Here is a 13,667-nt window from a genome sequence, read left to right as displayed (position 1 = left end):
TCTATGTATAAAGAATTATTTGCATTTTTGAGTAAGAGGGGAAAAATCGATGTATGTATTTCTTCTCTGTTTTTTACCTTGTACGGATTGAGCTCCGTGGGGATGTTGCTTACGGTGTTTTCGATGTTGTTTAAGATTGCTGCCGGGACTGATGTGCAGGGGCTCTACGGGACTTTTGCACTGCTGATAGGCTTGGTCGTTTTTAAGGGACTTTGCAATATGATTGCCGACTTAAAAAAGCACGGAGCCGGCTTTGATGTGGTGCAGCAAATACGGGAGCGGATGATTGTAAAATTAAAGCTGTTTAGTTTGGGATTTTATACGAATGAACGGCTGGGAGAATTAAATACAATTCTTCATAAAGATGTGGACAATATGTCCATGGTAGTCGGTCATATGTGGCCGCGGATGTTCGGTGATTTTCTCATCGCTCTTGCGGTATTTATAGGTCTTTGCTTTATCAATCTTAGTGCAGCCCTTGTTATGGCCGCTTCGATTCCGCTTTCGCTTGCCTATCTTTTTTACACAATTAAGGGAGCACAAAAAACGGAGCATAACAATAATTCCGCCCTTGCCGATATGGTGAGTTTATTTGTTGAATATGTACGCGGTATTCCGGTGCTCAAAAGTTTTTCGCATAATAAAAGTCTGGATACTGAACTTTTTGCAAAGACAAAAAAATTTGGAGAAACAAGTAAGGCTGCTTCCCGTTTTAAGGCAAGACAGCTTTCGGTTTTTTCGTTTTTAATCGATGCAGGGTATTTTGTTCTTTTTATTTATTCCGGTCTTGCCGCATTACGTGGAAGTATGGATGTGCTCAGTTTTATGATTATTGCAGTCATTTCAAAAGAATTTTATAAACCTTTTGCAGCTATGGAAACGCACTATATGTATTATGTGTCTGCCGTAGACAGCTATCACCGCCTGGGCAAAATTCTTCATGCCGCGGTAATAGCCGATAAAACGGACGGAGTTACTCCTGCACAAAACGATATTGTTTTTAACGATGTAGAGTTTTCTTATGAAGAAGATGAGTTCAAAATGAATGGAGTAACTTTTTCTGTTCCGGAAAAAACGATGACCGCGCTTGTAGGAGAATCGGGAAGCGGTAAGACGACGGTTACGAATTTGCTGTTGCGGTTTTACGATGTGCAAGGCGGAAGTATTACGCTCGGCGGTACCGATATTCGGGATATTCCCTACGATGAACTTTTAGATCGCATCAGCATTGTTATGCAAAATGTGCAGCTATTTGATAACACCATCGAGGAAAATATCCGGGTAGGAAAAAAAGAAGCAACAAAAAAAGAAATCATCAATGCTGCAAAAAAGGCAAAGATTCACGATTTTATTATGAGCTTGCCGAAAGGCTATGAAACGGATATAGGCGAAAACGGAGGTCTCTTATCCGGCGGACAAAGACAGCGGATTTCCATTGCACGAGCATTTTTAAAAGACGCTCCGATTTTAATCCTCGATGAGATGACCAGTAATGTCGATCCCGTAAATGAATCTTTAATACAGGATGCCATTACAGAACTTGCAAAAAACAGAACGGTCATAGTGATCGCTCATCATTTAAGGACTATTCAAAGGGCAGATCAAATCCTTGTCTTTCAAAAAGGCCGTCTTATCGAAAAAGGAAAACACGATGAACTTTTGGAAAAGGACGCTTACTATGCTCGGCTTTGGAAAGCACAATACGGGAGCGGAATGTGCTCTCGCTAAAAGATATTTCGTATAAAACAAGGACAGGTCTTCTCATTCTCGACAATATAAACCTCGAAATAAAAAAAGGAGAATTTGTTGTCATTACCGGAAAAAGCGGAAGCGGGAAGAGCACACTCGGCTCTGTTATCAACGGCCTTATCTCGCATTACTATGACGGAGTATTAACGGGCGAAGCTTATCTAAACGGAAAAGATATACGCACTATGGAGCTTTCACAAATAGGCTGCATGGTAGGCTGTGTATTCCAAGACCCGCGAAGTCAGTTTTTTATGACCGATCCTTTTAGTGAAGCGGCATTCGGCTGCAGCAATATGCTTTTGAACAGGGAAGAAATACTAAAAAGGGTAGACAACAGTTTGAAACTGCTTGGAATAAATCATCTAAAAGAGAAGAGTATCTTTAAACTTTCAAGCGGTGAAAAACAAAAACTGGCTATCGCGTCATGCTATGCGATGTCGCCTGACATTTTTTTGTTCGATGAGCCTACAGCTAATCTGGATATTCATTCCATCTTTGATTTGGAAAACATATTACGGAGCTTAAAAGACGAAGGGAAAACCATTATCGTTTTGGAGCATCGATTATTTTATCTTTCAACCTTATGCAGCCGTATGCTCATTATGGATAAGGGAAGAATTACGGGCGAATACTCAAAAGATGAATTTTTTGAGCTGCAAAAAAACAATAAAAATATTCGACCCATATATTTGGAAAATCTTGATACGGTTCATTCTAAAAGTATTATCGATAAAACCACCCCATTGCTTGAAATAAAAAATATTTCATATTCACATTCAAAACAGGAAAAAACCGATGTGCTTAAAGACATATCGATAAGAGCTTATGAAAAAGAAGTTATCGGCATTATCGGTGAAAATGGAGCGGGTAAAACAACTCTTGCTAAATTGTGTACAGGCTTATTAAAAGAAAAAAGCGGAAGCGTTTTAATTAAAGGAGAAAAGCGGAGCTATAAGAAAAGGGCGGGGCGTTTGTATTTTGTCATGCAGGACTCAGACTTTCAACTTTTCGGTAACACCGTAGAGGATGAATTGGATATAGGAAAAAAAGGCGGCGGTTTGAACGGCACGGAAAAAGAAACCGTTTTATCGGACTTTGAAATTCTTGATTTAAAAGAACGGCATCCGCTTGCCCTCTCAAGAGGGCAAAAGCAAAGGCTTACCATTGCAGCTGCTTTTTGTAATAACAGTAAGATACTTTTTTTAGATGAACCGACAAGCGGCTTGGATAAACATTCTATGGATTTGGTTTCTAAAAGTATTCTCACTGCGGCAAAGGCAGGTAGGCTTATATTTGTAATATCGCATGATTATGAATTTTTACTGTCTGTCTGCAACAGAATTATTTATTTAAAAAGCGGAATGGTTCACGCTGATTTCAATTTAAATAATGATACCAAGAAAATGCTCTGGGAGCTTTTAAGTAAAAAAGAGGAAATGTGAAGTGAATACAAAAAGAAAAGCGGATCCGAGAACGGTACTCGGCATTGTATTTATTTTTATCTCGTTCGGTCTTGCCGTCAATAAGCCCCTCCCCTCACATGTTTTACTTATTATTTGTAATTTCTATTTATGGGATGTACGCGCTTATCGTGAATCCGTTTTATATAGCGGAATGTATAGTATCATTGCCGTGTCGATGTTTTATATTCATTATATTCCGAATTCGACAATTGCTCTCATGATTGTATCTTTAAGTTATTTTATTCAAAAATTCGTTATTGCGGTTATGATGATTATATTCTTGAAAAAGAAAACTTCCATGCCCTCTATTATATCGGCTATGCAGACGATGAAATTTCCAAACATAATAGCAATTCCCTTAATTGTTGTATTTAGGTATCTCCCGTCCTTAAAAGAAGATTACGGCTGTTTAAAAGACAGTTTAAAAATAAGAGGAATTTCTATTTCGGGCTTACGGTTTTTAATTCATCCCATTCGTTCTTTAGAACTTATAATTGTTCCGATTTTATTTAGAAGTCTTCGCATAGCTGAGGAACTTTCCACATCGGTTTTGCTGAGAGGAATTGAAAATTATAAAAACAGAACAAATATCTATCCGCTCAAATTTACGAAAACGGATTTTGTATATGGATTATATACGGCTATTGCTGTGGGTGCGGTATCGTACTTACAGTTTAGTAATATTTTTTAAGGAGATATGATAAACAGCTCAACAGAAATTCTGTTTCGCTGTTTATCTTCGAGTTTGCCAAAGGCAAACATCGTATTATTGTATGCAGCTTTGCTTGTGCAAAGCTGCTTGAAAAAACTTTTTTCGCAAATTAATATTTGCTGCAAAAAGTTTTTATAGGAGAATATAAACTATGGAAACAAAGACAAACAAATTGAATGCACGGGATTTTATTTTTATCGGAATCTTCGCTGCGGTTGCACTATTAATTTTCTTTATTACGGGAGCACTCGCTGCATTAACGCTTTTCGGCACGATAGCCAATATCCCGATTACGCTGTTTTTTGTATCGATAGCATTTATGCTGGCGGTATCAAAGGTAAGAAAAACGGGCGTCTTTTTTATTATGGGGATAATTATCGTTTTACCGGGATTTATGGCAGCAAACGGAATAGGCGTCGGCCTTTCAATTATCGGCTGGTTCATTGCGGAGACTCTTGCGTCAACGATGAAGTACAAAGATAAAAAAGCAATTATTCTGTCCTATGTGCTGGGCTCCACATTGCAGACAGCCTTGTTCACCCTGCCTATGTATCTTTCGCATGGAGAATACTTTGTGCAAAGAAAGGAGATTTTACATTTAACGGATGAAGCTTTACAACAGTATTTGCACGTTGTAGGCTCATGGCAGATGTACGGTTCTATGATTGCATTGACGGTTATAACAAGTTTCGCGGGAGCGTGGCTTTCTATGTGGATATTAAAAAAGCATTTTGAAAAAGCGGGGATGGTATAGGAGATAGGAAACAAAAATTAAAATTTTCCCCTATAAATACTTCTTAGATTTTTTTTCGTTAAAAGAAAAGAGTGTATAACAATCAGTCGTGCTAAGTCTTTTTGCATAATAAATTCAAAAATTAGTCTTATAGACTAATCGGTATTTTTCAAAAATAATCTATTGTTCCTTCAGAGAGAATATCAATATACTGTCTATATACATACTGTTTATACCTCTGCTTATCTTCAACCAGTTCTAAAATTTTAAGTTCCGTTAAAGTTTCCAATAGTTTATTTACAGTCGGTTTACTTAAACTCAATAAGTGTCTAACATCTTCTGTTTTTAAAAACGGATGTTTTAGTGCATACTCATACACTGACAGAAGATTTGAAACATTTCCTTTTTGTATGGTACGAATTTTTTCCGTATCGTCTTTTTTTAATTTTATAATTTTTTGAATTGAGACAATTGCATTTTCAGATACTTCGCATATTCCTTGCATAAAAAATTTAATCCATGTTTCAAATTCTCCTTTTGTACGGACATTATTTAGGAGTTCATAATATATATTTCTATTTTGCTTAAAAAAATAACTCAAATATAAAACAGGATATTCTATCAGTTTTTCTTTTTTTAAAAATAATATGATGAGCAATCGTCCCATTCTACCATTGCCATCTAAAAACGGATGGATGGTTTCAAATTGATAATGGATTAATGCAATTTTTATTAGGGCAGAAATTAAACCATCCTCATACATGTATTTTTCTAAATCATTCAGTGCATCATTCATCTCGTCAGGAGCAGGAGGAACAAAGCTTGCATTATTTAACATACATCCGGCAGGTCCAATCCAATTTTGTGATTTTCTAAACTCTCCCGGCGCTTTTTCATCACCACGCACATTCGCTAAAAGAACAGCATGTGTTTCTTTGATTAACCTCATACATAAAGGTAATTCCGTCAATCTTTGGAATGCATAATTTGCGGCTTTTATATAATTGACTATTTCTTCTGTTTCTTTTATTTTCTCGTTATTTCTATCTTTTTGCAAAACATCAATCAGCGATGCTTGTGTTCCTTCAATTTGCGAGCTGATAACTGCTTCTTTTTGTACATACATAGATACAAAAAGGTCTATATCAGGTATGGTAATAGCCATACCGTCCAATCTTCCTAGAAACAGATGAGCCTTATTTACCAAAAAATTCATTTCATCATCTATATTGAGTTTTATATCCTTTAAATTATGCGGAATAAAACATTCGTAATCGGTTTGTGTTTTTTTTAATTTTCCTGCTCTGTTTGTTTTTAATTTCATTATTTTTAACCTTTTAAGTAAAGAGAATTTTACTTAAAATAATCATATCAGTTATAAGTAAAATAATCAAGTGTTTTTTTTACTTAAAATTCGATATTTATAATATATCAGCTCGTTCAGCCATCTGTTTTATTTGATTTTTCCAGTCGGCTGCAAAAACTTTAGGCTCAATCGGTAGTACATTTGCTCCTTGAGCCAAAACCCATTCCATAATGACATCATCTTGCAGAAGAAAAAATAATTTCGGTGCAGCCTTCTTCGTCATAGTCGGTTATTTTTTGATCATCAGCCCAGATTTTGTCTTTTACATATTGACGAGCCGGACCGTAAAAACGAATCTTATATTTTCGAATAGCAGTTGAAATAAAAATTCCAAATTTACCTCCTCCGCATCGGGATGAAAATTCATAATCTTGAGGCAGCGTAAAATTGTCATCAGTGATGATAAGATTTTTAATTCGTGAAAGACAAAACAGGCGTTCCGCATTTCGCAGTTCGCAAAATCCGAATAAAAAACATAATCCATCATCCAATAAAATCTGATACGGGCGTACACGGCGATGAGTTGTTTCGGTATTATGTCTCCCGTTATAATCAAATTCTATAATCGAATTATTTTTCATAGCAGAATAAATAGTATTCCAAATTGTTTCATCAATTATTATGGGCGAAGCTGGAGGCACGGCAATCCTGTCAATAAAATCCGTATTTCCCCTTATCTCGGAAAAGGTCATTAAATTAATAACATTGCATAGATCATCATAAATAGGAGTTCCCTTATAATTAGATAAAAGAATTTTTGCAGACGAAAGAGCTATTAAGTTTTTTGCCGAAATACTGTTAAGAGGCATATTATATTCTTGAGTATAATAATATCCTTTTTTTGCCGAGTCATATTCTATAGGAGCTAAAAACCTATCACGCAAAAATTCTATATCTCGATTTATTGCCGGGATACTGCACTCCAGTTTTTTACTTAAAAAAGTACAGTTAGGATATTTTTCGGCCTTAATTCTTTTGTGAATATAAATAAGCCTTTCAAGCATTTGATGGTTGACACTCTGTCGCTTTGTTTCTTTCATAGTGCTACAGTTTTAGGCATAGCCGATAAATTATTTAAAAAACTCAGGTTTGCAAATGGCTTCAACTATTCTGCCAAAAGTACCGGCTATTTTGTCAAGATTATTATCTATATCTTCAATATCAGATTCTAAATTTTTTAATGAAACAGGCAGTTCAAGATCAAAACATTTTTCTTCTTTATTAATTTCAACTTTTATTTCTTTTGTAAAGGCTTTTATCGTAAAGGCTGCTATGATTTGGTCTTTATACTTATTATCAATACAGTATTCCTCATTATCACGTATATATATTTGAAAAGAACACCCCCAGTAACCTATACGGACAAAAGTATCGATTTTATAGCCGTTAAAATTATATATAACCCCAACCCCTTTCCATAAATCAATCTGACCAAATTCTTTTTCGGGGTACCATAGATATGATGATAAGTCTTTGCCCTTCATATTATCCTCAATCACTTTATCTATTTTTTCTTTCAATTCTTTTGTTTTCGTACTTAAATAGTTAGTAAATTTATTTACGCGATTTATAAGATTAACTATTGCATCTCCATGATCGTTTTGATTTAAAAATTCTATAAAATCTTTATCCATTTCATACCCCTCTCTTAGATTATCGATATTTTCCATAAAGTCCAATAAAAAAGTTACATATTTTTTATCGGTTTTTTCTATATAAAAATCTATGTTTTTTTTGATTTGTTCAAAAAATTGTTGATAAGTAATAAACTTAAAATCGATATTGTCTTTATTTTTATACTGTTGTCTTGTCTCTTCATCTATAACATACAGGCTCAATACAACACCGTATTTATTTTTATAGTTATTTATATGATTAAAATATTTTTGAAGATCATTATTAAGATCAGCATATATTTTATTTTCAATAACTACTGCAGTATTATTGCCTGTTAATACTAAATCTATGCGTTTATTATCTGCTGTAAGAACTTCTTTTTCACAATAGTAATGGCTATTACTGGATTCTTTACCATGTATTAGTTCAAGTAAACTTCGTGCAAATAAATCTTTTAAATTATGTTCTCTATTTGAATTAAAGAAAAAACATAAAATATTACTGCAAATAACTTCCCTATGCGGAAACTCGCAAATTTCGAGAAAAGTCGGATCTCTATGCGGCAAAGCGGGAACATTTTCAAATTCCGATAATAATTGCTCAAATTCTTTTATTGTGTCGCTCATAAATCATATCCTTTTATACCTATTATACAAATTATACAACAAAAAACAATCAGGATTTACTTTAAATAAATCTCCTTTCGGTAATCGTTCTAAATAACTCCATAAATATTCCTCTTACTTCCCAAACCCGATTTTTCGGCTGAAAGTTTTTTCTCTTTGCATATTTAATAATTCCGTGATGATGTATTCATTACTGATATTTTCTTTGGGCCTAAATCGGATTCTTCCGTAGAGAGAATTAAAATCTCCCGGTGTAACAGAATTGTACTCTTGTAATACTGCAATATCTTTTTTCGAAAAGTTAAAAGAAGCAAGATATTTTGCAAGAAGTGTTTTTATTCCGTTTTTATTGAGAGCCTTAAATTCAGTCATAATATGAAACCGCCTTTGCATTGCAGGATTCATAAGTTCTTTGATATTTGTCGTACAAATCAATAAACCGTTAAAATCATCCATTTGAATTAAAAATTCATTTACCATTGTACGCTCACAGCTATTATTTGCGCCAAGACGGTTCGCAAAAAAAGAATCAACTTCATCAAACAAAAGTATTGCATCTTCCGTTGAAGCCTCCGCAAATGCTTCTTCAATGTGCTGCTCATTTTCACCGACATATTTTCCTAAAATATCTGAAGTCTTTTTTAAGATAAGTTTTTTATCCAAGCTCTCCGCAATATAGCGGGCAAATTCGGTTTTACCCGTTCCGCTTAAACCGTAAAAAAGCATGCGGATACCTGTTTTAATTTCCGCACGTCTAGAATACTCAACGGCATTTTTTATCATTTCAACAATCTCGTTCGGTGCAATAGATGTGTTTAAAGCTTCAAGTTCATAACCGTCTTGAAGTTTTTTGCGAATGTTGGATGTACCGTATAACAGCTCCGAATTTGCTTCAAGCATATTTTTTACATCAAGAATTATTTTTTCTTCATTTTCATTTACACCGCTGTTTACTGTTTTTAGCATATTTGTAATTGATGCACCCGTTACTCTATATGAACCGCATAAGCCGACAAGCTCATTCAATAATTTTCCTTTGACATTAATATTTTTCAACTTTGAATATGCAATAGATTGCAGCATGGTTTTAGGCATTTCGCCGAATTTAATTGAATATGTAAAACACCGCAATGTGGAATCATCAAGACCGTCAGTGTAATTTAAAATCCAAATAACCTTATTAACATTGTTTTCAAGCATCTTATTTACGATACCTTTTTTAGGACTCGTAAAGTGCATTCCAAAAAAAGATGATTTACTCTGTAGAATATTCTCGGCTTCATCGACAACAATAATAGAATCGTTTTTTGAATTGAAAGTAAACAATTTAAACGGTATAAAGTGTTTTCATTATTATCACCATTAGTATCCATTTCATTTTTAAATATAAATAATTTTAATCCGCTCTGTGCAGCAAGAGTTTTTGCAAATTCCGTTTTTCCCGATCCGGGATTTCCGTATAAAAGAATGTTTGAAGCACAATCACTTTTTAAAAATTGTAAGGCTAAGGTAGAATATTCTTTTTTTATAGAGTAGGTGCTTATATCAAAAAATTTTTCTGTGCTTTCTTCTTTTAAAATATTAAAGAAAAACGGATCAAGAGTTCCGGAAAAAATACACTCGTTAGAATCGTCCGGTACTTCTGCATTATCATTCATCAATCCGAAAGAAACAAGTTTTTTATCGGGACGAAGAAGTGTCTTAATTTTTAAGCCGGAAATGTCAAGAAATTTTGCATATATATCCGTATAATCATCCGAGAGGCTGCAAGAAACCGCTTCACATAATTCATAAATAGCACTTGTCCTGTACGCCGATAAAAGCAGTTGTGCTTCTTCATCGGAAAGTTTGAGTGCCTCAATTAAAAAATTTATCGATTTTACATTGTTAATTGTTTGTGAAATATGAAAAGATATTTTTATGTCTTTAGATGGCTTTTCGAGTATATCTAAATCCCTTTGCTCGGTTTCTTTATAAAAAAATGTTAAGGCAATAATTTTTGCAAAATTTTCGTTTTTCGCAAAAATACATCGGCATAGATTTATATTTAAAATAGTATGAGTATTAACTTTTTCAAACTTTTTACTTATCATCAAATCTTCTTCAAAATTTTGTTCAAGTTCGTTTCTACAATCAAATGGGTGCCGGTAATTTTTCCTCGGATTAAATAAAGTCAGCTGTTTTTCTTGTATGCTTTTTTGAATTATAGTCTGCACCACTTCTAAACTTCTATTTTCAAGTTCAAACTTTTCTACCAAGGCATTAAATAAACAAAAAAATTTTGAACACCCCCTAAAACTGTCAAGATTTTTACATATATTGTAAAAATATCCTATTACGGCATAGCATTCATTTCTATTCAAGTTTTCAACATAATATCTTATTCTCATCGTAGCCCCCTGTTTTACGAATAATGCATTTTTTTAATCTCATCACTGACTATATGGATTATACAATACATCCTCTATCATTTGATGATATAGTAATACTTTTGCATAGGGTATAATTTTTCAGACCTAAAGCCTCCATGGAACCGAAGGATAGAGTGCAGACATCAGCATGATTAAAACAGTCCAAACAATAGCCGCTTACAAAAGTTTTTTATATTTTATGTTAATACTTTTTAAAAGGCATATCCGTAAAATAAATAAAATTTGTTTACCTCTCTTGACAAATATTGAATAGCTGTTTATTATTAAATCATAATTCAATTTTAAGACGGAATAAAGAAGACTATGGCTCAGGTATTAAAAGAAGAAGTAAAAAATAAAATCCTCTCTGCGGCGGTAAAGGTCTTTTATGAAAAAGACTATAGGTCTGCCAAACTTACCGATGTTGCGGAAGAGGCTGATGTTCCCGTTGCGCTTATTTACACATACTTTAAGGATAAGGCGGCCTTATTTGACGAAACGGTCGGCGGTATTCTTAATCGGGTAATTAAAATAATGGAAGATGAGGAAAAGATGGAAGCCGGAAGTCCCTATGAAAGATTTAATCAAGGAGGGGCATCTCAGCTTCCCGAGCTGTTAAAAGACAGAATAAAACTCATCATTTTGATAGACAAAAGTTCGGGAACAAAACATGAAGATGCAAAAGACATTTGGGTTAAGCGGTTGGAACGGCATATAAAAGATGGGTTAAAACGATATTCAAAAACAAACCACGATCCAATGCTTGCCCATATCTTAGCCAATAATTATGTTGAAGGGCTTATGGAAATTGCACGGCACTATAAAAATGAAAAATGGGCCGAACACATGCTCTTTGCTCTTAATAAGTGCTATTTTAACGGAGTTGAATCGCTGTAAGTTAGCTGCCCTCATTTTATGAGGATAAAAAACGGTAACAACTAACCTTAAAAGTTAGTTATAGATAATATTTAATTTAATATTGAATTAAAATTCAATATTATTCAATTTTAGAAATAGGTTAGAGGTAGGTATGACTGAAAAAGAATTAAAGAAAACGGCGACGGGTAAAAACTTTTTGTCCAATTTGCTGCTTGCACTTAAGATAGTGTTTGACTTAATACCGCAGGTTTTATTGGTGGTCTTAATAAGCGCATTATTTTCAAAAGAAATTACGCCTCTGAATTTTAAAATGATCATTTCGGGTATTCCGGCTTCTTTTATTTTAAAGGCTTTGTTTAACTACTTTGCCGTAAAGACGGCGCATGACAGGACTTTCGGTTTTTTCGTTTTTAATCGATGCGGGGTATTTTGTGCTTTTGCTGTATTCAGGCCTTGAGGCATTAAGTGGAAACATTGATGTGTTCAACTTTATGATTGTTGCGGTTGTTTCAAAAGAATTTTATAAACCTTTTGCGGCTATGGAAACTCACTACATGTATTATGTGTCGGCGATTTGATTTTGGATAAGATGACTAGCAATGTCGATCCCGTAAACGAAGCACTTATACAAGAAGCAATTACGGAGCTTTCAAAAAACAGAACGGTACTGGTTATCGCACATCTAAAGACTATTCAACAAGCGGATCAAATTCTCGTCTTCCGAAAGGGCGGCCTTATCGAAATATGAGTACTTCAAACAGAAAATACAAAGACTCAGTGTTTGTCGACCGTCAAAGACTGTACATCCGTAATAGCCGAAGAAATAGGGCTTTCCGTTGAAGAAATCGAACAGCTTTAAGAAGTGCAGTAATCAATGGTTAATGTAATTCCCATTACAAATTAACAATTGAGAGAAACTTTTTAAGGATGTTTTCAGATGAAACCAAGTTATTCAAGACATAAGGCCTTTGCCTTTTTGGGAGCGGCTTTTGCACTGCTCGTCACACTACTGTTTAACGTCTGCCCTAACAGTGCGGGCGGAAGCGGTTCGGGCAGCGGTGAAAGCATCTACGGCGTATGAAAAGTACTTTACATTAAAGAAAACACTGATCCGACGGTATTATATCCGACGGCTCAGGCTTACCACTCTACACTGCTGCTGTATTTTTGTTTTTCGCAAGGCAAAGCGTATATCGCGGATAAAATAAAAGAGATAGTTTCCCAACCTTGTGCCGGTGCCCAAGTTCCCGGCACAGGTGGCGCCGCTCGCTTCAACAACGAGCTTTGCGACAAGCGCAAAACATCGCATATATAAGGCTTTAAGTGTGAGCAATTCTGAAGAATTGCTCACACTTAAAGATATATTGAACATACAGTTTTGAGAGAATGAAAGCGGGCAGGCATGTACGGGAAAAAGTACGGCGAGTTTTCTTTAAAACGGCAAACGGAATCGGGGGCGGTCTTTCAATTATAGGAGGGTTCGCAGTAACTTTCCTGTCCGGCTAATAAACCGATTTATACAATCTTATTAAGATGCTTTCAAGTTTTTTGCCGTAATTCGGATCTGCAGCCCAAGTTCCGGCAAGCTCATAGATCGTGGGAGCTTTTCCCTTAGGATTAACGTATTTGTAGCGGGGATCGGTTGGAGGCCTTAAAAGGGGTTTAGATGTAGCATAGGCTTTTAGATGTTGAACATGAGCAAGAACTCCTATCTTCTCAGTTGGAAAACTTTCTCCTTTTTTCCCTGCCCCGATTGAACCTAGTCCGCAAAAATTATTCATATCTTCACTTACCAGACCTCCAAAATTCAAAAAACCTGTTTCTAAGCACATTTGAGAAAAAGCAATATCAGAATTTATTCCTTCGGCCTCACATTCTTCTATATAAAACCGTGCTAATCGTTTTACCTTTGCCCTATCTCTTTTAGGATTTTGACTTATAAAAAAAGCGGTTAATTCTTCTGCCGAACACCTGCCTGCACTTTCTATAAAATGGGGCGGTCTTACAAAAAAGCTCAAACATGAAAAAAACAAAAAAGATAAACAAAAAATAAAAATATAAAAAATCCTTCTTTTCATAATTAAAGTTTCGGAGAAAATAAATCTGACTTG

14 protein-coding genes and 1 pseudogene are annotated in these 13,667 nt (G+C 34.8%); 9 read left to right on the top strand and 6 right to left on the bottom strand.

Annotation, left to right across the window (positions count from 1 at the left end; genetic code table 11):
- Positions 1-3: 3 nt before the first annotated feature.
- The 4 genes from E4N74_RS10545 (at position 4) to E4N74_RS10530 (ending at position 4,678) form a co-directional block, all read left to right on the top strand.
- Positions 4-1,728, top strand: a complete 1,725-nt coding sequence (locus E4N74_RS10545) for an ABC transporter ATP-binding protein (protein ID WP_255817587.1) — start codon at positions 4-6, stop codon at positions 1,726-1,728.
- A complete protein-coding gene (locus E4N74_RS10540) occupies positions 1,716-3,191 on the top strand; it encodes an ABC transporter ATP-binding protein (protein WP_255817586.1) in 1,476 nt (491 codons plus the stop codon). The genes E4N74_RS10545 and E4N74_RS10540 overlap by 13 nt, the downstream gene beginning before the upstream one ends.
- A 1-nt stretch (position 3,192) precedes the next feature.
- Positions 3,193-3,903 (top strand): energy-coupling factor transporter transmembrane component T family protein, encoded by a 711-nt coding sequence (locus E4N74_RS10535; protein WP_002692196.1) that lies wholly within the window; start codon positions 3,193-3,195, stop codon positions 3,901-3,903.
- A 172-nt stretch (positions 3,904-4,075) separates the two neighbouring features.
- Positions 4,076-4,678 carry an MptD family putative ECF transporter S component gene (locus E4N74_RS10530; RefSeq protein WP_044978031.1) on the top strand — a complete coding sequence of 201 codons (603 nt, stop codon included), beginning with the start codon at positions 4,076-4,078 and terminating at the stop codon, positions 4,676-4,678.
- Between the two features lie 148 nt (positions 4,679-4,826).
- Here the strand turns inward: E4N74_RS10530 and E4N74_RS10525 are convergent, their stop codons facing one another.
- The 5 genes from E4N74_RS10525 to E4N74_RS10505 form a co-directional block, all read right to left on the bottom strand.
- Positions 4,827-5,981: a Fic family protein gene (locus tag E4N74_RS10525; RefSeq protein WP_255817585.1), complete on the bottom strand. Its 1,155-nt coding sequence runs from the start codon at positions 5,979-5,981 to the stop codon at positions 4,827-4,829.
- 218 nt (positions 5,982-6,199) lie between these two features.
- Positions 6,200-7,063 (bottom strand): helix-turn-helix transcriptional regulator, encoded by an 864-nt coding sequence (locus tag E4N74_RS10520; protein WP_255805228.1) that lies wholly within the window; start codon positions 7,061-7,063, stop codon positions 6,200-6,202.
- 30 nt (positions 7,064-7,093) lie between these two features.
- Positions 7,094-8,266 (bottom strand): PD-(D/E)XK nuclease family protein, encoded by a 1,173-nt coding sequence (locus E4N74_RS10515; protein WP_255805227.1) that lies wholly within the window; start codon positions 8,264-8,266, stop codon positions 7,094-7,096.
- 114 nt (positions 8,267-8,380) lie between these two features.
- On the bottom strand, positions 8,381-9,466 hold the full coding sequence (locus E4N74_RS10510; protein WP_255817583.1) for an ATP-binding protein: 1,086 nt from the start codon (positions 9,464-9,466) through the stop codon (positions 8,381-8,383).
- 5 nt (positions 9,467-9,471) lie between these two features.
- Entirely contained in the window at positions 9,472-10,656 is a 1,185-nt protein-coding gene (locus E4N74_RS10505; protein WP_255817582.1) for an ATP-binding protein, read from the bottom strand.
- A gap of 345 nt (positions 10,657-11,001) precedes the next feature.
- Here E4N74_RS10505 and E4N74_RS10500 point away from each other — a divergent pair, with 345 nt between their 5' ends.
- The 5 genes and pseudogenes from E4N74_RS10500 to E4N74_RS10485 all read left to right on the top strand — a co-directional run bounded on the left by E4N74_RS10500 (position 11,002) and on the right by E4N74_RS10485 (position 12,637).
- Positions 11,002-11,574, top strand: a complete 573-nt coding sequence (locus E4N74_RS10500; protein WP_255805225.1) for a TetR/AcrR family transcriptional regulator — start codon at positions 11,002-11,004, stop codon at positions 11,572-11,574.
- 133 nt (positions 11,575-11,707) lie between these two features.
- Positions 11,708-12,013: a hypothetical protein gene (locus tag E4N74_RS10495; RefSeq protein ID WP_255817581.1), complete on the top strand. Its 306-nt coding sequence runs from the start codon at positions 11,708-11,710 to the stop codon at positions 12,011-12,013.
- A pseudogene (locus E4N74_RS12945) lies at positions 11,949-12,131 on the top strand (ABC transporter ATP-binding protein); the annotation flags it as partial. The gene E4N74_RS10495 and the pseudogene E4N74_RS12945, both read left to right, overlap by 65 nt.
- 5 nt (positions 12,132-12,136) lie before the next feature.
- Entirely contained in the window at positions 12,137-12,304 is a 168-nt protein-coding gene (locus E4N74_RS12930) for a hypothetical protein (protein WP_420832878.1), read from the top strand.
- Between the two features lie 189 nt (positions 12,305-12,493).
- Positions 12,494-12,637, top strand: a complete 144-nt coding sequence (locus E4N74_RS10485; protein ID WP_158506566.1) for a hypothetical protein — start codon at positions 12,494-12,496, stop codon at positions 12,635-12,637.
- A 421-nt stretch (positions 12,638-13,058) separates the two neighbouring features.
- Here the strand turns inward: E4N74_RS10485 and E4N74_RS10480 are convergent, their stop codons facing one another.
- On the bottom strand, positions 13,059-13,634 hold the full coding sequence (locus E4N74_RS10480; RefSeq protein ID WP_044978021.1) for a glucosaminidase domain-containing protein: 576 nt from the start codon (positions 13,632-13,634) through the stop codon (positions 13,059-13,061).
- Between the last annotated feature and the right edge of the window lie 33 nt (positions 13,635-13,667).

It is taken from the genome of Treponema putidum (genome assembly GCF_024401155.1).
Taxonomy (GTDB): Bacteria; Spirochaetota; Spirochaetia; order Treponematales; family Treponemataceae; genus Treponema_B; species Treponema_B putidum.
This window is presented reverse-complemented; position numbering and strand designations above follow the sequence as displayed.

Coding starts and splice junctions, on each gene's coding strand:
- E4N74_RS10480 (WP_044978021.1), bottom strand. CDS start 13,634: ATGAAAAGAAGGATTTTTTATATTTTTATTTTTTGTTTATCTTTTTTG.
- E4N74_RS10505 (WP_255817582.1), bottom strand. CDS start 10,656: ATGAGAATAAGATATTATGTTGAAAACTTGAATAGAAATGAATGCTAT.
- E4N74_RS10515 (WP_255805227.1), bottom strand. CDS start 8,266: ATGAGCGACACAATAAAAGAATTTGAGCAATTATTATCGGAATTTGAA.
- E4N74_RS10545 (WP_255817587.1), top strand. CDS start 4: ATGTATAAAGAATTATTTGCATTTTTGAGTAAGAGGGGAAAAATCGAT.
- E4N74_RS10530 (WP_044978031.1), top strand. CDS start 4,076: ATGGAAACAAAGACAAACAAATTGAATGCACGGGATTTTATTTTTATC.
- E4N74_RS10495 (WP_255817581.1), top strand. CDS start 11,708: ATGACTGAAAAAGAATTAAAGAAAACGGCGACGGGTAAAAACTTTTTG.
- E4N74_RS10525 (WP_255817585.1), bottom strand. CDS start 5,981: ATGAAATTAAAAACAAACAGAGCAGGAAAATTAAAAAAAACACAAACC.
- E4N74_RS10500 (WP_255805225.1), top strand. CDS start 11,002: ATGGCTCAGGTATTAAAAGAAGAAGTAAAAAATAAAATCCTCTCTGCG.
- E4N74_RS10485 (WP_158506566.1), top strand. CDS start 12,494: ATGAAACCAAGTTATTCAAGACATAAGGCCTTTGCCTTTTTGGGAGCG.
- E4N74_RS10520 (WP_255805228.1), bottom strand. CDS start 7,063: ATGAAAGAAACAAAGCGACAGAGTGTCAACCATCAAATGCTTGAAAGG.
- E4N74_RS10510 (WP_255817583.1), bottom strand. CDS start 9,466: ATGCTTGAAAACAATGTTAATAAGGTTATTTGGATTTTAAATTACACT.